This is a genomic window from Cupriavidus pauculus (genome assembly GCF_003854935.1).
In the GTDB taxonomy this organism is placed as follows: Bacteria; Pseudomonadota; Gammaproteobacteria; order Burkholderiales; family Burkholderiaceae; genus Cupriavidus; species Cupriavidus pauculus_C.
This window is the reverse complement of the sequence record NZ_CP033970.1, coordinates 1037029-1056316: the sequence shown is the minus strand read 5'-3', so window position 1 is coordinate 1056316 and position 19288 is coordinate 1037029. Positions and strand designations below refer to the sequence as shown.

Annotated in this window: 17 protein-coding genes; 1 reads left to right on the top strand and 16 read right to left on the bottom strand. The window is 67.0% G+C overall.

All coding sequences use genetic code 11. The features are described 5' to 3' along the window. Positions 1 to 15: 15 nt before the first annotated feature. The 15 genes from cheD to EHF44_RS22735 all read right to left on the bottom strand — a co-directional run bounded on the left by cheD (position 16) and on the right by EHF44_RS22735 (position 17306). Positions 16 to 678, bottom strand: coding sequence for a chemoreceptor glutamine deamidase CheD (gene cheD / locus EHF44_RS22805; RefSeq protein WP_409559042.1), 663 nt, complete (start codon positions 676 to 678; stop codon positions 16 to 18). Continuing rightward, on the bottom strand, positions 675 to 1586 hold the full coding sequence (locus tag EHF44_RS22800; RefSeq protein WP_124685959.1) for a CheR family methyltransferase: 912 nt from the start codon (positions 1584 to 1586) through the stop codon (positions 675 to 677). The genes cheD and EHF44_RS22800 overlap by 4 nt, the downstream gene beginning before the upstream one ends. A 70-nt stretch (positions 1587 to 1656) precedes the next feature. Further along, positions 1657 to 2151: a chemotaxis protein CheW gene (locus EHF44_RS22795; RefSeq protein WP_124685958.1), complete on the bottom strand. Its 495-nt coding sequence runs from the start codon at positions 2149 to 2151 to the stop codon at positions 1657 to 1659. 21 nt (positions 2152 to 2172) lie between these two features. Further along, a complete protein-coding gene (cheA, locus tag EHF44_RS22790; protein ID WP_124685957.1) occupies positions 2173 to 4200 on the bottom strand; it encodes a chemotaxis protein CheA in 2028 nt (675 codons plus the stop codon). A 76-nt stretch (positions 4201 to 4276) separates the two neighbouring features. After that, the gene (motB, locus tag EHF44_RS22785; protein WP_124685956.1) at positions 4277 to 5248 is read right to left on the bottom strand and encodes a flagellar motor protein MotB; all 972 of its coding nucleotides are present in this window, start codon (positions 5246 to 5248) and stop codon (positions 4277 to 4279) included. Positions 5249 to 5261: 13 nt separating this feature from the next. After that, positions 5262 to 6125 carry a flagellar motor stator protein MotA gene (motA, locus tag EHF44_RS22780; RefSeq protein ID WP_124685955.1) on the bottom strand — a complete coding sequence of 288 codons (864 nt, stop codon included), beginning with the start codon at positions 6123 to 6125 and terminating at the stop codon, positions 5262 to 5264. A 127-nt stretch (positions 6126 to 6252) separates the two neighbouring features. After that, entirely contained in the window at positions 6253 to 6858 is a 606-nt protein-coding gene (gene flhC / locus EHF44_RS22775; protein ID WP_124685954.1) for a flagellar transcriptional regulator FlhC, read from the bottom strand. Continuing rightward, the gene (flhD, locus tag EHF44_RS22770) at positions 6855 to 7226 is read right to left on the bottom strand and encodes a flagellar transcriptional regulator FlhD (RefSeq protein ID WP_172966159.1); all 372 of its coding nucleotides are present in this window, start codon (positions 7224 to 7226) and stop codon (positions 6855 to 6857) included. The genes flhC and flhD overlap by 4 nt, the downstream gene beginning before the upstream one ends. 344 nt (positions 7227 to 7570) lie before the next feature. Then, positions 7571 to 8323 (bottom strand): DUF4088 domain-containing protein, encoded by a 753-nt coding sequence (locus EHF44_RS22765; RefSeq protein ID WP_124685953.1) that lies wholly within the window; start codon positions 8321 to 8323, stop codon positions 7571 to 7573. Between the two features lie 112 nt (positions 8324 to 8435). Next, complete coding sequence (locus EHF44_RS22760; RefSeq protein WP_124685952.1) at positions 8436 to 10280, bottom strand: methyl-accepting chemotaxis protein; 1845 nt, start codon at positions 10278 to 10280, stop codon at positions 8436 to 8438. Positions 10281 to 10453: 173 nt separating this feature from the next. Then, a complete protein-coding gene (locus EHF44_RS22755) occupies positions 10454 to 12091 on the bottom strand; it encodes a methyl-accepting chemotaxis protein (protein WP_124685951.1) in 1638 nt (545 codons plus the stop codon). 70 nt (positions 12092 to 12161) lie between these two features. After that, on the bottom strand, positions 12162 to 12650 hold the full coding sequence (locus tag EHF44_RS22750; protein WP_124685950.1) for a chemotaxis protein CheW: 489 nt from the start codon (positions 12648 to 12650) through the stop codon (positions 12162 to 12164). Positions 12651 to 12819: 169 nt separating this feature from the next. Next, the gene (locus tag EHF44_RS22745) at positions 12820 to 13203 is read right to left on the bottom strand and encodes a response regulator (protein ID WP_124685949.1); all 384 of its coding nucleotides are present in this window, start codon (positions 13201 to 13203) and stop codon (positions 12820 to 12822) included. 223 nt (positions 13204 to 13426) lie between these two features. Then, on the bottom strand, positions 13427 to 15403 hold the full coding sequence (locus tag EHF44_RS22740) for a putative bifunctional diguanylate cyclase/phosphodiesterase (protein WP_124685948.1): 1977 nt from the start codon (positions 15401 to 15403) through the stop codon (positions 13427 to 13429). A 145-nt stretch (positions 15404 to 15548) separates the two neighbouring features. Beyond that, on the bottom strand, positions 15549 to 17306 hold the full coding sequence (locus EHF44_RS22735) for a methyl-accepting chemotaxis protein (protein WP_124685947.1): 1758 nt from the start codon (positions 17304 to 17306) through the stop codon (positions 15549 to 15551). Positions 17307 to 17862: 556 nt separating this feature from the next. Between EHF44_RS22735 and EHF44_RS22730 the strand changes: the two genes are divergently transcribed. Beyond that, a complete protein-coding gene (locus EHF44_RS22730; protein ID WP_124685946.1) occupies positions 17863 to 18174 on the top strand; it encodes an H-NS histone family protein in 312 nt (103 codons plus the stop codon). A 68-nt stretch (positions 18175 to 18242) separates the two neighbouring features. Here EHF44_RS22730 and galE read toward each other — a convergent pair whose 3' ends face one another. Then, entirely contained in the window at positions 18243 to 19262 is a 1020-nt protein-coding gene (gene galE / locus EHF44_RS22725) for a UDP-glucose 4-epimerase GalE (protein ID WP_124685945.1), read from the bottom strand. Between the last annotated feature and the right edge of the window lie 26 nt (positions 19263 to 19288).

Here is a 19288-nt window from a genome sequence, read left to right as displayed (position 1 = left end):
CTACGTCTTCAGTTTTCAGGACGGCGTCTTCGCCGTTGCCTGCCGCGTAAACAATTCCACGGCACCACGCGCGGGCGCCTTCGTGGATGTGGACAGCGCGCGTGCCAGGGCACGTTCCTCGCGTTCCACGCCAACCGTATCGTCCTGGCGCGTCAGCCGGCGCACCAGCGCCAGGCCCGTGCGCGGGAAGTAGCTCACGCGCCGGGCGTGCGGACCGCGCAGGTCCTGGGCGGCGACGCGGATCTCCTCGGTGCGCAGGTACTTCAGTACGAAATCGGCATTCCGGTCCCCAATATTGAGGGTCGTCATGTTCGCCAGCACCGCGCCGCCGCCAAAAACCTTGGCCTCCAGGCGCTCGCGGCGGGCGCCCATCTTCAGCAGTTCATTGATCAGCACTTCCAGCGCATAGCAGCCGTAGCGCATCGACGCCGACAGCAGGCGGTCGGCGCCGGCGTTCTCGTCGTCGGGCAGCATGAAATGGTTCATGCCGCCCACGCCCGCGTACTCGTCGCGGATGCACGCGGCCACGCACGACCCCAGCACCGTGGTCAGCACCACGTCGTCGCCGGTCACGTAGTACTCGTTGGGCAGCAGCTTGATGGCCTGCTTGCCGAACTCGCGGTCGAAATACTTGCGCGTCGCGATGGCCTCTGGGATCTGGGGCGTGCCGCGCATCATGCACCCCCGCCCTTGCCGGCCAGTTCGTAGACGGTCTGCCCGCGCAGCTGGAACGCGCGCGAGACATAGGAAAAGTTTTCCGAATGGCCGGCGAACAGCAGGCCATGCGGCTTGAGCATCGGCGCAAACCGTTCCAGGATGCGGCCCTGGGTCGGCTTGTCGAAGTAGATCATCACGTTGCGGCAGAAGATCGCGTCGAACTTCTCGCGGATGCCCCAGTCGGGCGCCAGCAGGTTCAGCGGCGCGAACGTGATGGTCGACGCGAGGTCGGGCTTGACCTTGACCGACCCCGCACGGGCGCCGGTGCCTTTCAGAAAGAAGCGGCGCAGCTGTTCCTGCTGCAGGCGCGCCACCTGCTCGGTGGTATAGACCCCCGCGCGCGCCTTGGCCAGCACCTGCGTGTCGATGTCGGTGGCCAGCACGGTGGCGGCGCGGTCGCCCAGCGCCTCGGCCAGCGTGATGGCGATCGAGTACGGCTCCTCGCCGGTGGATGCCGCCGCGCACCACACGCTGTAGGGCCGGCCCACCTTCCTGGCATGTTCGGCCAGCAGCGGAAAGTGGTGCGATTCCCGGAAGAACGACGTGAGGTTGGTGGTCAGCGCGTTGGTGAAGTATTCCCACTCGTCCGACCGTTCGTCGGCTTCGAGCAGTTCCAGGTACGTGCCGAAATCGCTGATCTGCAGCGAGCGCAGGCGCCGCGCCAGGCGGCTGTAGACCATCTCGCGCTTGTGGCTGCCCAGCGAGATGCCCGCGCGCTTGTGGATCAGCGTGCGGACTTTCTCGAAGTCACGCTCGGTCAGCAGAAAGTCACGCATGTCGTCGCGCAGCGGCGCCAGCACCGGCGTGCCGGCACTGGCGGCCGCGCCTGGCTTCCCGGTGGCGCTGGAGGAAGAACGGAGCGGCGTCATGGGTGTATGTCTTCAGGGTTGCCGATGCACGGCGGTTACAGGCGTCTTCGGGGGCGGGCCGGCAGGCGCTTTAGGCGAGCTCGGCCTCGATCAGCTCCATCTCGGGGCTGGTCATCATGCGTTCGATGTCGATCAGGATCAGCATCCGGCCTTCCACCGAACCCAGGCCCGTCAGGTGCTCGTTCGACACCGACACGCCGAATTCCGGCGCGGCCTTGATGTCGTCGCCGGTCAGCGTCAGCACGTCCGACACGCCGTCGACCACGATGCCCACCACGCGGCCCGCCACGTTCAGGATGATCACCACGGTCTGGTGGTCATACCGCACGTTGGCCAGGTTGAACTTCAGGCGCAGGTCGACGATCGGCACGATCACGCCGCGCAGGTTGGTGACGCCCTTGATGAAATCGGGCGCGTTGGCGATGCGGGTCACCGTCTCGTAGCTGCGGATCTCCTGCACCTTCAGGATGTCGATGCCATATTCCTCGGTGCCCAGCGTGAAGACCAGGTATTCCTGGCCAGAGGCTTCGCTGCCCTGGGTATCGATGTGTCCGATGCCGGCCATGTCCGTTCTCCTTGCTGTCAGTTACAGTGCGATCGCCATGTCCTGGCGGCGCACGCCGGTGCGCTGCAGCGCGGCCACGTCCACGATCAGCGCGACGCTGCCGTCGCCCAGGATCGTCGCGGCCGAGATGCACGGCACCTTGCGGTAGTTGGTTTCCAGGTTCTTCAGCACCACCTGGTGCTGGCCGATCAACTGGTCCACGAGCAGCGCGAAGCGCTTGCCCTCGGCGGACAGGATCACGGCGATGCCCTGCGTGGGCTCCTGCACGGCGCTGGCCACGTTGAAGACCTTGTGCAGTTCCAGCAGCGGCAGGTATTCGCCGCGCACGTTCATCACGCGCTCGCCGTTGGCGGCGGTGTGCACGTCGTCGGCCTTCGGCTGCAGAGACTCCATCACGCAGTTCAGCGGCAGGATGAACGTTTCCTCGCCGGTGCGCACCGACATGCCGTCCAGGATGGCCAGCGTCAGCGGCAGCACGATGCGCGTGGTGGTGCCCAGGCCCTGGCGCGAGCTAATTTCCACGTGGCCGCCCATTTCCTGGATGTTCCGCTTGACCACGTCCATGCCCACGCCGCGGCCCGACACGTCGGTCACCACCTCGGCCGTGGAAAAGCCCGGCGCGAAGATGAACTGCCAGACTTCCTCGTCGGGCATGCTCTCCGACACGCCCGGCAGGTTGTTCTGCAGCGCCTTGGACAGGATGCGGTCGCGGTTCAGGCCACCGCCGTCGTCGCTGACCTCGATCACGATGTTGCCGCCCGCGTGCTGCGCGGACAGGATGAGCTGGCCGGTCGGCTCCTTGCCGGCGGCCACGCGCTTCTCGGGGGTCTCGATGCCGTGGTCCAGGCTGTTGCGCACCAGGTGGGTCAGCGGGTCGATGATCCGCTCGATCAGGCTCTTGTCCAGCTCGGTGGCCTTGCCGAAGGTGACCAGGTCGATCTGCTTGCCCAGCTTGCTGGCCAGGTCGCGCACCAGGCGCGGGAAGCGCGAGAACACGTAGTCCATCGGCATCATGCGGATCGACATCACCGCTTCCTGCAGGTCGCGGGCGTTGCGCTCCAGCTGGCCCATGCCCGAGAACAGGCGGTCGAACAGCACCGGGTCCAGCGACGAGGCGGTCTGCGCCAGCATCGACTGGGTGATGACCAGTTCGCCCACCAGGTTGATGATCTGGTCGACCTTCTCGGTCGGCACGCGGATCGAACCCGAATCCGGCGCATGCGCGGCGGCCGCGGCGGCCGGCTTGGCTTTTTCCTTGTCCTTGGCGGCCGGGGCGGCGGCGGGCGCGGCGGCAACCGGCGCCGGGGCGGCCACGGGGGCCGGTGCCGGGGCCGGCGCGGCGGCGGGTGCCTCGCCGGGGGCCACGGCTTCCACGGCGATCTGCTTCTCGTCGATCACGAAACAGCAGACCGCGATGATGTCGTCGGTGCCGCACTGGCTGTTCAGCCAGATGGTCAGGTCGCCGTCGGCCTCTTCCTGGCCGGTGATCTCGCCCAGGTTGGCCAGTTCCTCGCGCAGCAGCGCCTGGTCGGCCGGGGACACCTTGATCAGGCGGACCTTGAGGTTGCCGCCGGCCGGCGCTGCGGCCGGCGCGGGGGCCGGGGCCGCCACGGCAGCGGGTGCGGGGGCCGGAGCGTGACCCGCATCGCCGCCGGCTTCCTGCGCCAGTTGTTGCAGGACGGCGCAGATGCGCTTGAACGTTTCCGGATCGGGTTCGGTGCCGTTGCGATAGGCGTTGAGCTGGTCTTGCAACACGTCCTTGGTTTCCAGAAAGGTGTCGATGATGACCCGGGTCAGGGCCAGTTCCCGCCGCCGCGTGCGGTCGAGCAGGTTCTCGAAGATGTGCGTGGTCTCGGTCAGGGCCGTGAAGCCGAACGTGGCGGCACCGCCCTTGATGGAATGCGCGGCACGGAAGATGGCGTTGAGCGCTTCGGCATCGGGCGACTCGATGTCCACCTCGAGCAGCAGCTGCTCCATTTCAACGAGCAGTTCCTCTGCCTCTTCGAAGAAGGTCTGGTAGAACTGCGTGATATCGATATCGACAGACATGGTTGTCCTGGCTCGCTAGATTGCTGGGAGGACGCGCCGCCCACCGCGGTGGCGCGCCCCCTTCTTCCCTCTGTTCCTACTTGGCCTTCGGCGCGCTGGCAGCCACTGCCGCCGCGCCCGGGGCGCCCTCCACCTGCGCCTGGAACTCCTCGGCCGCGCGCCCCTTCGTGGCCTGCACCTGCACGTCGGCGGCGCTGGCGTTTTCCTGCTCGAACTGGGCCTGCGCACGCTTGTTCAGCACCACGATGCTGATGCGGCGGTTGGTGGGCGCCAGCGCGTCGTTCTTTTCCAGCGGCATCGTGTCGGCCAGGCCCAGCACGCGCAGCACCTTGCCTTCCTGCATGCCGCCGGCAATCAGCTCCTGGCGCGACGCGTTGGCGCGGTCGGCCGACAGCTCCCAGTTGCTGTACGCGCGCTCCCCGCGCATGTACGTGGCCGAGTCGGTGTGGCCAGACAGGCTCACCTTGTTGGGCATCTCGTTGAGCACCGGGCCGATCTCGCGCAGGATGGTGCGCATGTACGGCTCCACCGCGGCGCTGCCGGTGCGGAACATCGGCCGGTTCTGCGTATCCAGGATCTGGATGCGCAGGCCCTCGCTGGTGATGTCCAGCAGCAACTGCGGCCGGAACTGGCGCAGCGTGGGGTTGTTCTCGATGATCTGTTCCAGGCGGCCCTTGAGCGCGCGCAGGCGCTCGCTGTCCATCTGGTCGCGGCGGCGCTGGGCGTCGGCCGGGTCGTTGGTCATGGCGCGCATGACCTCGCCGTCCTTGGCCGTGGGGTCCTTGCCGCCGCCGGGGATCACGCTCTTCGACAGGCTGCTCTTGTCGCCGCCGGCCACCGCCACCTTCAGCGGCGTCTTGAAGTACTCGGCCACGCCCACCAGCGTCTTGGGCGACGACGAACTCAGCAGCCACAGCACCAGGAACAGCGCCATCATGGCCGTCATGAAGTCGGCGTAGGCAATCTTCCAGCTATGGTTGCCGTGCGGCTTGGCGTGCGACTTCGCCTTCTTGATGATGATCGGACGAAGGTCCTGGGCGCTGCTCATGGCTGCTCTCCCGTCAGGTCAGGCTCTTGACTTCGCGGACGTGGTCGTCGAGCTCGAGGAACGACGGACGTACCGTGGAGTACAGCACCTTGCGGCCGAATTCCACCGCCACCAGCGGCGCGTAGCCGTTGAGCGACGCCAGCAGGGTCACCTTGATGCATTCGTACATCTTGATGCTCTCGGACACCTGGTGCTCCACCCGCGACGCCAGCGGCGACACGAAGCCGTAAGCCAGCAGGATGCCCAGGAACGTACCCACCATGGCGTGGGCGATCAGGGCGCCCAGTTCGGCCGGCGGCAGGTCTGCCGAGGCCAGCGCGTGCACCACGCCCATCACCGCGGCAACGATGCCGAAGGCGGGCAGGCCGTCGCCGACGCGCGACAGCGCATGGGCGGGAATCTCGGCCTCGTGGCGGAACGTTTCGATTTCGTGGTCCATGAGCGCCTCGATCTCGAACGCGTTCATGTTGCCGTTGACCATCATGCGCAGGTAGTCGGTCAGGAACTCCATCATCTTGGCGTCGGCCAGGATGCGGGGGTACTGGCTGAAGACACTGCTCGATGCGGGATCGGCAATTTCCTTTTCGAGGAACAGGATGCCCTCGCGGCGTGCCTTGGACAGCAGCACGTAGAGCAGCGCCATCACGTCCAGGTACAGTTCCTTCTTGTACTTGGAGCCCTTGAGCAGCGAGGGCATGGCCTTCATCGTGGCCTTGATGGCCTTGCCGCTGTTGGAGCTGATGAAGGCGCCCACCGCGGCGCCGCCAATGATGATCAGCTCCGCCGGTTGGTAAAGCGCGCCCATGTGGCCGCCGGTGAGGGCGTAACCACCCAGCACCGCCACAACTACGACGACATAGCCAAGAACTACTAGCACGATCGGATCCCCGTCTGAAAAACACGCGTCAGGCGCACAAGGGCTCCCTGGCGTACAGGCGAACGGGGTCAGCGCCCGCCGGTACGTCCGGGGCCCACCTGCCGTGAAGACGTCAGTCCCGATGAACTCAGGCTTCGGTCTGCGCGGCTGTGGCGTCCTTCGAGAGCTTCTTCACCTTTCCGGCCCGCGAGGGCGGACGGCACAGGCTGCAGACGAAGTTCGCGTGCGGCTCATAGGCATGCGTCACGAACTGGCCGCCGCAACAGGTGCACGTGGAAAGCTGCAGCATGTTGCTCTCGAAAAACCGTACTAACGTCCAGGCACGGGTGAAACTTAAGACGATTTCGCCGCCGAGCAGCGAAACATGCTCGAGGTACAGACGGTAAGCGGCCACTACGGCACGAATGCCCGACGTCTCGCCTTCCTGCACCATGAACTGGTACGCCGAGAAGAACAGCGACGAGTGGATATTCGGCAGCCAGGTGGTGAACCAGTCCGTCGAGAAGGGGAGCATGCCCTTGGGCGGCGACGCGCCCCGGAGCTCCTTGTAGAGCCGGATCAACCGGTCGCGCGAGAGCGTGGTCTCGGCTTCAAGCACCTGCAGGCGCGCCCCCAGCCCGATCAGCTCGATGGCGAGCTGGGTCTGGTTGGCATCCTGCAGGACGCTCTTGCGGTTGGGTACGGGTGTGGCCGTGAAGCTGCGAGCCGGCTGGGCCTGGAGGAGCGCGGTCAATTGAGCGACTCCACAGGTTGCCGGGCCAGCAGGATAGCAGCGTGGATCTGCTGCATATCATGGCTCTTGGCCGTGTGGGTGAGGGTGGACAGCAACGCATGGTCGTCAAAGCGGAAACGGCACAGCACCATGTTGGATGCTGCCAGCTTGACGAGTTGCGCCGACGTCAGCTTGGCAAGGATCTCAGCAATTTCCTTGCTGACACCAAGCCTGAACATGGCTTCCACCTGGTTTTCGCGCACCAGTCGTTGCGCAAGCAGAAGATAGGCGAGATTGACCTCCCTGATCTCCTGGAGAACTTCACTGCTTTCCAATTTTTCCCCGCTACCAAAAAACCTCTCGACCGCTTGTCCGGCGCTTACCGGCATGGAACTCCTGCCGGCGACCAGATCGTTTGGTGCGTGTTCGAGTAGGTACGACGTACAACGAAAGATACTTCGCCCGGTTACACCTTAACCCTGAAACGTTACAGATGTTACAGAGTGTAAGTGAAACTGTTACGTTTATATCGGCAATCCGCCCACAATGCCAATCCCTACTTACGTTGGGGATTGCGGAATGTCGCAAGGAAAAGACATGGCCAGCCAAATTTGTAACAGCGAATGTGACTGACTTCTGATTTTCATCAAAGGTGTAACAGTTTGTGTACAGAACGGATAGGGTTCCCGAGCCGTGCACACGCCACCTGCTGAAGTGGGGTTGCTGCTTTCCACTATTGACGAACCAGCGCGCCTTGGCTAAACACGCGCCGCAGCCACGCGGCCAGCCGCGCAAAGACGTCGTCGGGGGCTTCGCGGAACAGATGCGGCCGCGCACGCTCCACTTGTTCCAGCACGCGCGCGGCTTCCTCGGCACTTACAGAACCGTATTCGAGCGCCAGCCCCAGCAGCGTCCGCAGCTCGCCCACCTTGCTGCGGCCCAGCGCCTCGCTCTGCTCGGTCTGCAGCGCGTACATGACGTCGTACGCCCGCTGGCGCAGTCCGTCGGCAATCCGCCAGGCCGGCGTGCGCATGCGCTCCTCGATGGCGCGCACATCGACGGCCGACGACGAGATCTGCGCCGCCAGCGCCTCGGTGAACGCCGCGTCGGCGCCCGCTTCGGACAGGATGTTGGCCGCCCACTCGCGGGCGTGATCCACGCGCTGCTGAGGCGTCCAGTCCGGCTGCACGACCAGCGCAAAGCCAAAGCGCTGCGCGTCGCGCATCAGCGCCGCCAGCGCGTTGGGCAGCTGCTTGTCGAAGACCTTCTTGGCCCAGCCGTACTCGCCACTGGCCAGCAGCCGCATCACGGCCCGCTCGGTTAGCGGCCCGTCCTGCTGCATCAGCCGGGCGCGCATGAAGTCGTCAAAGGCGGGCGGGATGAACTGCGGGTCCAGCCCGGTGGAAACTTTTACAAAGGCGTCGAAGTCCGCTCGCAACCGCGCTACGGCTTCGGCCGACAGGGACAGACTGATTTCCGTATGCATGATGTTCTGCGGACGTGTGAACGCCCCGGCGCAGCGGGGGTGCCGCTGTGCCGGGGCGTGCCGTCTGGTGACGACGGCGAGTTCAGGCGCCGGGACAAGTCCCGGCGGTCGATCAGAAGGCGCTCCAGTCGCCGTTGTCGGACGCGGCGGTCAATGCCGGGCGCTTCTTGTAGCTATCGGCAGCTTCCTCGGCTTCTTCACCGACGCCCGGCGCGGCGGCCGCCACGGCCACCAGCGCGGTCGCGGCGCGGGACGCCTTGCCACCGGTCTTGCGAGCCTTGCCCACGCGGGCCACAGCCGGCTTGGCGGCCGGCTTGACCACCGAGCGCACGGCCGGGGCGGTCGGGGCGGCCAGCATCGGGGCCGCCGCCACGTGGCCGTCGTCGTCGGACAGGCGGAAGCTGGACACCGAATCCATCAGGCGCGACGCCTGGTCCTGCAGCGACCCGGCCGCCGCGGCAGCCTGCTCCACCAGCGCCGCGTTCTGCTGCGTCACCTCGTCCATCTGCGCCACGGCCTGGTTCACCTGCTCGATGCCCGAGCTCTGCTCGGCGGAGGCCGCGCTGATCTCGCCCATGATGTCGGTCACGCGCTTCACGGCCTGCACGATCTCGTCCATCGTCGTGCCGGCCTGGCTCACCAGCGCCGCGCCGGTATCCACCTGCGCCACCGAGTTGTCGATCAGCGTCTTGATTTCCTTGGCGGCGTTGGCGCTGCGCTGCGCCAGGCTGCGCACTTCACCGGCCACCACCGCAAAGCCACGGCCCTGCTCGCCGGCGCGGGCCGCTTCCACGGCCGCGTTCAGCGCCAGGATGTTGGTCTGGAACGCGATACCCTCGATCACGCCGATGATGTCGACGATCTTGCGCGAGGCGTCGTTGATCTCGCCCATCGTCTCCACCACGCGGCCCACCACCTCGCCGCCGCGCACGGCCGTATCCGACGCGTTGGCCGCCAGCCCGCTGGCCTGGCGCGCGTTGTCGGCGTTCTGGCGCACGGTGCTGGTCAGTTCCTCCATGCTCGACGCCGTTTCCTCCAGCGACGCGGCCTGCTGCTCGGTACGCTGCGACAGGTCGTTGTTGCCCGCCGCGATCTGGCGCGACGCCGTGCCGATCGATTCGGCCGATTCCTTGAAGTCGCGCACCATGCCCGAGAGCTGCTGCTGCATCTGGCTCATGGCGTGCAGCAGGCTGTGGTCGTCGCCCCGGCGCAGTTCCACCTTGCCCGAGAAGTCGCCGTCGGCGATGCGCGCGGCAATCGACGCGGCGTAGCCCGGCTCGCCGCCAAGCTGGCGCGACAGCTGGCGGGCCAGCAGCCAGCCCAGCACCACCGAGATCACGACGCCGCCCAGCACCAGCAGCAGCATCAGCACGCGCGAGCTGTTGTAGACGCTGGTCGATTCATCCATGTTGGCCTTGGCGCGCTCGTCGCGGCGCTTGACCATCTTGAACAGCACGTCTTCCAGCGCGCGGCTGTCCTTGAGCAGGTCGGTGCTTTCCGTGAACACGGTGCTTTCGAACTGCGACGTGTCCAGCGGCTGCTTGCTGACCAGGTCGACGTACTTCTGCATGCGCTCGCGGAACGGCGGCACCAGCGTCTCGTACTGCTTGAACAGGGCCTGGCCCTCGGGCGACGCGAACGAGTCCTTGGCCGACTTGACGCGGGTTTCCATGGCGGTCAGCGACTTCTGGATCTGTTCCTTCTCGGTCGCCCGCTCGCCCATGGTCGACGCCGACAGCAGCGCAATCTGGGCGCGGCTGGCGTAGACCAGGTTGATGTTGCCGTCCTGCACGGCCTTCAGCGCCTGCAGGTCGGTGTTGTAGATCTTGCCGGTCCATTCCGCCATGCGCCCCATGTTGACCACGCCCAGCAGGCCGATGACGGCACCGATCACGGATACGACCAGGAAGCCGGCGATCAGCCTGGTCGTCACGCGAAGTTGATTGAACCACTGCATAGAACTACCCCCTTCTTCTGTCAGAAATGACCGGAACGGCCACGCCGCTCCGGGTTGCATGTCGCTGCCGCCTGCGTGGGCGGCCGCTCTACCCCGTTCCTGATGCCGCGCCCGAGACGCGGCCCTTTTATGAAAGCCCGGCCACCCTGCGGCGCGCGGGCCTGCTCCCCACTTCAGCCAGCCACATGCGCCAGCGCCGCCACGCCGCGCGGGCGCGCGGGCCGGACCTCGGCCTGCGTGCTCACGCGAAACGTGGAGATCGACTCGCGCAGGCGCTCGGCCTGTTCCTCCAGTGCGCCGGCCGCGGCAGCAGCCTGCTCCACCAGCGCGGCGTTCTGCTGCGTGCCTTCGTCCATCTGCGCCACCGCCTCGTTCACCTGTTCGATGCCCGCGCTCTGCTCGGCCGATGCCGAACTGATGTCGCCCATGATGTCGGTCACGCGCTTCACGGCCTGGACGATCTCGTCCATCGTCGCGCCAGCCTCGCTGACCTGCGCGGCGCCGTTTTCCACGCGCGCCACGGTGTTGCCGATCAGCCCCTTGATTTCCTTGGCCGCATTGGCGCTGCGCTGGGCCAGGCTGCGCACCTCGCCCGCCACCACGGCAAACCCGCGGCCCTGTTCGCCAGCCCGCGCCGCTTCCACGGCCGCATTCAGCGCCAGGATGTTGGTCTGGAACGCGATGCCCTCGATCACGCCGATGATGTCGACGATCTTGCGCGACGCCTCGTTGATGTCCTGCATGGTGTGCACCACGCGCCCCACGGCCTCGCCGCCGCGCAGCGCGGTCTCGGAGGCGTTGGCGGCCAGCCCGCTGGCCTGCCGCGCGTTGTCGGCGTTCTGGCGCACCGTGCCGGTCAACTGCTCCATGCTAGACGCGGTCTCCTCCAGCGACGCGGCCTGCTGCTCGGTACGCTGCGACAGGTCGTTGTTGCCCGCCGCCACCTGGTGCGTGGCCGTGGAGATGCTGGTCATGCCTTCCTGGATGTCATGCACCACCGACAGCAGGCTGCGCTGCATCGTGCGCATTGCACGCGCCAGCGCGCCCACCTCGTCGGCGGCCTTGTGTTCGAACGTCGTGGTCAGGTCGCCGGCGCCCATGCGCAGCGCGAAGTCGAGCATCTCGCTCACGGGCCGCTCCACGCGCGCCACCAGCAGCGCGCCCGACGCCATCGACGACAGCACGGCCAGCGCGAACGCGCCCCACAGCCATGGCCACAGTTGCGCGGCGGCCTCGGCCGACATCCAGTGCACGCCGCCCAGCGCCGCCAGGAACCAGGCCAGCCCGGCCGCCTGCGCCCAGAGGATGCGCCGGCGCAGCGTCAGCCGCGTGAGCCTGCCGAACAGCCCCGCCACGCCGGTGCGCACCACGGCGCCATCGCGGATCGCCAGGCCGGCGGCGCGGTTTTCGCGGAAGCGCCGGTAGGCCGCGTCGGCGGCCTCGATCTGCTCGCGCGTGGCCATCGAGCGCACGGACGTGTAGCCGATGATGCGGCCGTCCACGCGCGTGGCGGTCACGGTGGCCTGTACCCAGTAGTAGTCGCCGTTCTTGCGGCGGTTCTTGACGATGCCGACCCACGACTTGCCGGCCTGGATCGATGCCCAGAGGTCGGCAAACGCCTCCGGCGGCATGTCGGGATGGCGCACGAGGTTGTGCGGCGCGCCCAGCAGCTCGGCCGCCGGGAAGCCGCTGGTCTCCACGAACGCCCGGTTCGCGAAGGTGATCCGCCCCTTGAGGTCGGTCCGCGAGATCAGGTAATCGTCCGGCGAGAGCAGGTGCTCGTGCTGCGTGACTGGCTGGTTGTTGCGCATTGCTGTGTGGCGGCTCTGGGGCCTGGCCCGCCGCGTCGGCGCGGGCCGGGCCGCGGGTTGGTCGGGGGGTTCAGGCGGTGCCGGCGGCGGCGTCCAGCGCCGCGAGGTCGTCGACGTTCATCAGCTTCTCGATGTCGGCCAGAATCAGCATGCGGCCTTCGAGCGAGCCGAGCCCGCGGATGTATTCGGTTTCCACGCCGCCGGACAGCGCCGGCGCGGGCTTGATCTGCGACGCGGTCAGCGTCAGCACGTCGGACACGCCGTCAACCACGATGCCGGTGGTGCGTTCATGGATATCGACGATGATCACCACGGTGTACTGGTCGTAGCTGATCTGGGCCTGCCGGAACTTGATGCGCAGGTCGATGATCGGGACGATGGTGCCGCGCAGGTTGATCACGCCCTTCAGGTAGTCAGGCGCGTTGGCGATCTGCGTGACCGATTCGTAGCCACGGATTTCCTGGACCTTGAGGATGTCGATGCCGTATTCCTCGCGGCCCAGCCGGAAGGCCAGGAATTCTTCGCCCGCGCCGTCCGCGCGGCTGTTGCTGGTGTTCATGTTGCCCCCGCTGGCAAGGTTGGTCGTGGCCGGGGTAGCGTGCCCCTGGCTGCTGGCGACCCGAGGCGGCACCCGGCGCGGCCCCATGGGCCCGGCCGGACCACCTGCTATGGCCCTCCAGTATTTACGGCAGGCGGCGGGGTGAATTAAGCACGACTTCGCGCCCGGATTACCCCTCCGTGGGAGGGTCCAGCAGCGCGTGGACCGACGCCATCAGCTCTTCGGGGTCGAACGGCTTGGCCAGGAAGCCCGAGGCACCGGCCTCGCGGGCCTGGTCCAGGATGCGGCTGTCGTGCTCGGTGGACAGCATCAGGATGGGGATGGCGGCGTAGGCCGGCGTGGCGCGCAGCGCGCGGATCAGCGACAGGCCGTCCATGCCGGGCATGACCTGGTCGGTCACCAGCATGCCGAACCCGCCCTCCATCGCCACCTCGTGCGCTTCCTTGCCATCGGCCGCCTCGGTGACCGTGAATCCGCCCGCGCGCAGGCAGGCAACGGTCATGCGGCGCAGGGACGGCGAATCGTCGACGACGAGGATGTGCGGAAGGGACATCGGTGACTCCAGAAGCGGTGGGTCCGCCAGTGCCAAGGCAATGCGGCCGGCGACGGACAGGCCAGCTGGCTGGCGCGCGCCAATGCCGGCACGCGCCACTGCCCTGTCCTTTCCATATCGACACGCCAGCGCCGCGCTTTAGCGTTGGCGGGGCAAAGTTGACAATTTTTCACGTTCGCGGCGGTTTCGGCGGTTCCGGCAATGGGCGGACCGGCCCCGGCAGCTACGCCCGCAGCCGCTGGGCGCCGGCCATCAGCTCGGCAAAGGCCGGCACGTCGAGCGGCATGGCCATCAGGTAGCCCTGCACCTCGTCGCAGCCCATGTCGTGCAGGATTTCCAGCTGCGACGCCGATTCCACGCCCTCGGCCACCACCTTCATGCGCAGTTCGTGCGCCAGCGCCACCATCGACCCGACGATGGCCCGGCCCTGCGGGTCGGCGTCCAGCCCGCCGATCAGCGTGCGGTCGATCTTCAGCGTGCCCACCCGCAGCCGCTTCAGGTAACCCAGGCTGGAATAGCCGCTGCCGAAGTCGTCCAGCGCCACGTGGATGCCCAGCGACTGCAGCTCCGCCAGCGTCTCCATCGACTTGCCGATGTCCTTCATGGCCGCCGTCTCGGTGATTTCCAGCGTGATGGCCGACGGCGGAATGTCGTGCTGGTGGATCTGTTCGAGCAGGTACTGCGGGAAATTGCGGCTGGCAAAGCGCAGGCCGGACACGTTGATGGCCACCGGCACCGTCGGCAGCCCGGCGTCCTGCCACTGGCGCACCTGCGCGCAGACCGTGGAGATGACCCAGTCGTCAAGCTTGTCGATCTGGCCCGACTGCTCGGCCACCATGATGAATTCGGCCGGATTCACGGGCCCCAGCGTCGGATGGCGCCAGCGGCACAGCGCCTCGGCACCCACCACGCCGCGCGACTTCACGTCGTACTTGGGCTGGTAGACCAGCGACAGGGCGTCGTCCTGGATGGCGGGCCAGAGGTCGCGGCGGATTACCCGCATGCGGCGCGCGCGCTCGCCGGCGGCCGAATTGAACACCCGCATCTGGTTGGACCCGCTTTCGCGCGCCTCGGACAGGCTCACGCGCGCGGCCTGCATCAGCGACTCCGACGTGGCCGCGTCGCGCGGGTAGATCGCGATGCCGATGTTGACGCCGATCTGCATCTGCAGCCCGCGCGCGGCCACGAACTCGGACAGCGACCCCAGCACGCGGGCGCCCACGTCGTGCGCGCGGCTGTGCTGCACCAGTTCGGGCACGCCCACGGCAAATTCGTCGCGCGCCAGCCGGGCCAGGAAGTGGTGCGGCTCCAGCGCGGCCTGCGCCAGCGCGCCGGCGTCCTGCGCCAGGATGTCGTCGGCGCGGACTTCGAAGACTTCGTCCACCTCGCGGAAATCGGCGATATGGATCAGCAGCACCGCGCAGGCGGTTTCCGACAGCCGCGCGTGCGCGATGGTCTGGTCCAGCCAGCGCGCAAACGCGGTGCGGTCGGGCAGTTCGGTGCTGACGCTGTATTCGCCCACGGGCGGCTGGCCCCGGCCCGGCGAGCGCACGGTCAGGCCGCCCATGCGGCCATGGGCGCGGCGCACCACGCGCGACTCGCCGCCGCGCCCGGCCGCCGGATGATCGTCGATGGCGTCATCGGGCAGCGCCATGTCGCCGAACGCGCCCGCCCACTTGCGCGACTGCAGCCGGTGCATCGCGTAAAGCCCCGAGCACAGCAGCGCCAGCCCGCCGGCCAGCCACGCCGGCCCGTGCACGCCTGCCGCATCGAGGCAGCCGCGCGGCGACATCGACAGCCCGCCGCACGCCCGGCCCAGCCGCGCGCCGGCCACGGCCACCAGCCCGGCGCCGGCCAGCATCGCCGTGGCGATGGCCAGTTGCCAGCCCCGGCCGCCGTGGCGCGTCCACTGCACCACCGGCGCCAGCAGGTTGGACGCCGCCACGCTGGCGGCCAGCGTGGCGGCGAACGTGGCCGCCATCTCGGCGCCCTGGTTGGCGGCGCTGATCGTGCCGGAACCGAGCGTCACCCAGAGCGGCATGCCGGTCGTGGTCTGCGACATCAGCGCGGCGGACCAGCCCAGCGACCGGACCGCCTTGCGCCCCGGCTCGCCGTCCGCTTTGGCCGCGCGCAGCCACAGCGCGGCCGCGACGCCGAGCGTGGCCGCAAGCAGCAACAGGAGGGTATTCGTGGCAATCATCGGGGGGCGCGAAGAATGACGGCAGCGGCGCGGCGGACAACAAGATGCGGGATGGGAAAAACCCCGCATCATGGCATCCCGCGCGCGTGCTGTGAACCTGGAACCGCGTGGCAGTCTGTCCTGTCTTGTATCGGTCCGGAAACAATCAGAAGGCAGCCCAGTCGTCGTCGGCCGATCCGCCGCCCGGCTGGTTCATCGCGGGACGCAGCAGCTTGGGCTCGCGGGCCGTGCGGACCACGGGCTGACGCTTGGCGGCCGGGCGGGCCGGTGCCTTGGCAGCCGGGGCGGCCGGGGCGGGGGCCGGGGCCGGACGGGCCGGGGCAGCAAGCTGGCGCGTCGCGCCGCCGTCGGATGCCAGCGAGAACACCGACACCACGCTCTTCAGCTTCTGCGCCTGTTCTTCCAGCGCGCCGGCCGCGGCGGCGGCTTCTTCCACCAGCGCCGCGTTCTGCTGCGTTACCTGGTCCATCTGCGACACGGCCTGGTTCACCTGCTCGATGCCGGTGGTCTGCTCCTGCGACGCCGCGCTGATCTCGTTCATGATGTCCGTCACGCGGCGCACGGCCTGCACGATCTCGCCCATCGTCTGGCCGGCCTCGGCCACGAGCTTCGTGCCGCTTTCCACGCGCTGGCCGGACTCACTGATCAGCGATTCGATTTCCTTGGCGGCGTTGGCGCTGCGCTGCGCCAGGCTGCGCACCTCGCCCGCCACCACGGCAAAGCCACGGCCCTGCTCGCCGGCGCGGGCCGCTTCCACGGCCGCGTTCAGCGCCAGGATGTTGGTCTGGAACGCGATACCCTCTATCACGCCGATGATCTCCACCACCTTGCGCGACGCGCCGTTGATCTCGTTCATCGTGTCCACCACGCGGCCCACCACGTCGCCGCCCTTCATGGCGATCTGCGACGCCTCGCCGGCCAGCATGCCGGCCTGGCGCGCGTTGTCGGCGTTCTGCCGCACGACCGTGGTCAGTTCCTCCATGCTCGCGGCGGTCTGCTCCAGCGACGCGGCCTGTTCCTCGGTGCGCTGCGAGAGGTCGGTGTTGCCCGCGGCGATCTGCTTGGTGGCGGACGCGATCGAATCGGTCCCGCCGCGCACTTCGGACACGATGCCGGACAGGCTGTCCTGCATCTTCGCCAGCGCCTGCATCATCCGGCCAATCTCGTTCTTCGACATGCTGCTGATGTGCGACGTCAGGTCGCCGCCGGCCATGCGCTCGAACACGGTCAGCGCCTCTTCCACGGGGCGCACGATGGCGCGGTGGAGCATCACGGCCGCGCCGATGGCAATGGCGATGCCGGCGACGATCAGCACGATCGCCATCATCCGGATCGTCTCGAAGCGCGACTGGGCCGTCTCGAAGCTCGTCCTGGCCGCTTCCATCTGGAATTTTTCGAGCTTGTCGTGCGCGGAGGCCATGCTGCGCTGCAGCTCGGGCATCACGTCGCGCGCCAGCTTCAGCGATTCTTCACGGTTGCCGGCGGTCAGCGCCTGCTGCCACCTGGCCACGCCTTTCTCGAAGAAGTCCTGGCGCTTGGCGGCCAGCGCGCTGGACAGCACCTTTTCCTCGTCGTTCTGCGGCAGGGCCATGTAGCGCTTCCAGCCGCGCTCGGACGATTCGATGAACGTCTTGGAGCGGTCGACGTGCTTCTGCATGTCGTCGCCCTCGCTACCCGGCATGACGGTGCGGTCCAGCGCCAGGCGCAGGCGGGTGGTGCCGACCATGGCCTCGGCCAGCGCCTGCGACGACGCCAGCTGGTTCGTGTAGGTCTCCCTCAGCGCATCATTGGACTGGGACATCCCATGCAGTCCCGCGCCGCCCACAAGCAGCAGGATGGCCCCGAGCAAGGCCATGGCGCCCCGCAGGAGGGTCTTGATCTGGATATTCTGGTGAAAGGACATGATGTGCTGACCATTAGGAGATAACCCGGAGCCACTCCCCTGCCCCGGTCCGGCAGACCGACACCCCGTACGGCCTGCTCAGGACTCGATAACGGTCGGCTGGCAACCTTACTTGAGTTGCGCGGCAAATCGATTTCGGGTATGGCGCGTGATGCACTTGGATTCGCGCCAGCCCGATTAAACACCGCTGCCGCGCCAACGCGCCATTTGCCCCGGCGGTAATGAAAATCCTTGAAGACTGTATTCAGCGCCTGCTGAATCCGCGCTTTGAATGGCGGCCCGGCCAATGGCGAATGGCGGAATTGTCTGATGGCGGCGGCCCGTACCGGCACCGCAAGGCTGGCGCCCCATGGGACGCGCGCTTGCGGAATGGGCCGCGCATTTTGCGCTCGCCCTGGCTGACTTTGTCGTCCGATATAAGTTCAGTAATTCTTCGTTATTGAGAATTTTCGCAAAATGCGGGTCTGGCGCCTTAAAGCATTTGCAGGCCGGCCGTCTATGGTTATAAAATGCTTTGCGTCAATTCACGGACCCACCAGTAAATCGAGGGATACAAATGGCGACATATCAGGAAATCGTTCAGAAAATCAGCGAACTGCAGAAGCAGGCCGAAGAGATCAAGGCACGCGAACAAGCGTCCGTGATCGCCGAGATTCGCGAGAAAATCGAACAATTTGGCCTGACCGCCGAAGACCTGGGATTTGGCGGCAAGGCCGCGGCCGGCAAGAAGGCGCCGGTGGCCCGCAAGGTGCCGGTCCGTTACCGCGACAGCGCCGGCAATACCTGGACGGGCCGCGGCAAGCGCCCGGGCTGGCTGACCCAGGCCCTGGCCAACGGCAAGTCGATGGAAGACTTTCTGATTCGCTGATCTCCGCCGCCACGCGGGATCAAAAAAAAACCGGGCTTCGGCCCGGTTTTTTTATTGGCTGCGTCGATTCAGTTCGCAAACCCCATCGGATTCATCGACTGCCAGCGCCAGGAATCCTCGCACATGCGGTCGAGGTCGTGCCGGGCACGCCACCCGAGCAGCGACTGGGCCAGCGACGGATCGGCGTAGCACGACGCGATATCGCCGGGCCGCCGGTCGACGATCTGGTACGGCACCGGGCGACCGCTGGCACGTTCGTAGGCCTTCACTACCTCCAGGACGCTGTAGCCACGGCCTGTGCCGAGGTTGACCGTGACGCCGCCGGTGTGGTCGCGCAGGTAGTTCAGCGCCGCCACGTGGCCGTCGGCGAGGTCGCAGACGTGGATGTAGTCGCGCACGCCGGTGCCGTCCACGGTTGGGTAGTCGTCGCCATAAACACTGAGTTTTTCCCGGCGCCCGCCGGCCACCTGGGCCACGTAAGGCATCAGGTTGTTCGGAATACCGCCCGGGTCTTCGCCGATCAGCCCGCTTTCATGCGCGCCGACCGGATTGAAATATCGCAAAAACGCGATGCGCCATTCCGGATCCGATTTTTCGAGATCGCGCAGGATCTGCTCGCCCATCAGTTTGGTCTGGCCGTAGGGATTCGTGGCCGACAGCGGGAAATCTTCCAGAATCGGCACGGTATGCGGATTGCCATACACGGTGGCCGACGAACTGAAGACCAGCTGCTTGACGCCGGCCGCCTGAATGGCGCTGCACAGCGTAATCATCCCTTCGAGATTGTTACCGTAATACGCCAGCGGCTGGCTGACCGATTCCCCCACGGCCTTGAGCGCCGCGAAATGGATGGCGCCCGTGATGTCGTGCTCGGCAAACAGGCGGTCCAGCAGCGCGCGGTCGCGCACGTCACCCTCGACAAATTGGGGCGTGGTGCCGGTAATGCGGGCCAGGCGGTTCACGACCTCGCGGTTACTGTTGCAAAGATTATCGAGCCCGATCACCTGATAGCCAGCGGCATGAAGCGCCAGCCAGGTGTGGGAAGCGATATATCCGGTTGCGCCAGTGAGCAATAGGGTTTGAGCCATGGAGATATTGAGATCGGATTTGTGTC

Bases quoted from the DNA above. Each gene is read 5' to 3' on its own strand.
- flhD (WP_172966159.1), bottom strand. From the start codon at position 7,226: ATGCCGGTAAGCGCCGGACAAGCGGTCGAGAGGTTTTTTGGTAGCGGG.
- cheD (WP_409559042.1), bottom strand. From the start codon at position 678: ATGATGCGCGGCACGCCCCAGATCCCAGAGGCCATCGCGACGCGCAAG.
- EHF44_RS22750 (WP_124685950.1), bottom strand. From the start codon at position 12,650: ATGAACACCAGCAACAGCCGCGCGGACGGCGCGGGCGAAGAATTCCTG.
- motB (WP_124685956.1), bottom strand. From the start codon at position 5,248: ATGAGCAGCGCCCAGGACCTTCGTCCGATCATCATCAAGAAGGCGAAG.
- EHF44_RS22735 (WP_124685947.1), bottom strand. From the start codon at position 17,306: ATGTCCTTTCACCAGAATATCCAGATCAAGACCCTCCTGCGGGGCGCC.
- EHF44_RS22755 (WP_124685951.1), bottom strand. From the start codon at position 12,091: ATGCGCAACAACCAGCCAGTCACGCAGCACGAGCACCTGCTCTCGCCG.
- EHF44_RS22765 (WP_124685953.1), bottom strand. From the start codon at position 8,323: ATGCATACGGAAATCAGTCTGTCCCTGTCGGCCGAAGCCGTAGCGCGG.
- EHF44_RS22745 (WP_124685949.1), bottom strand. From the start codon at position 13,203: ATGTCCCTTCCGCACATCCTCGTCGTCGACGATTCGCCGTCCCTGCGC.
- EHF44_RS22740 (WP_124685948.1), bottom strand. From the start codon at position 15,403: ATGATTGCCACGAATACCCTCCTGTTGCTGCTTGCGGCCACGCTCGGC.
- galE (WP_124685945.1), bottom strand. From the start codon at position 19,262: ATGGCTCAAACCCTATTGCTCACTGGCGCAACCGGATATATCGCTTCC.
- EHF44_RS22760 (WP_124685952.1), bottom strand. From the start codon at position 10,280: ATGCAGTGGTTCAATCAACTTCGCGTGACGACCAGGCTGATCGCCGGC.
- EHF44_RS22800 (WP_124685959.1), bottom strand. From the start codon at position 1,586: ATGACGCCGCTCCGTTCTTCCTCCAGCGCCACCGGGAAGCCAGGCGCG.
- cheA (WP_124685957.1), bottom strand. From the start codon at position 4,200: ATGTCTGTCGATATCGATATCACGCAGTTCTACCAGACCTTCTTCGAA.
- EHF44_RS22795 (WP_124685958.1), bottom strand. From the start codon at position 2,151: ATGGCCGGCATCGGACACATCGATACCCAGGGCAGCGAAGCCTCTGGC.
- EHF44_RS22730 (WP_124685946.1), top strand. From the start codon at position 17,863: ATGGCGACATATCAGGAAATCGTTCAGAAAATCAGCGAACTGCAGAAG.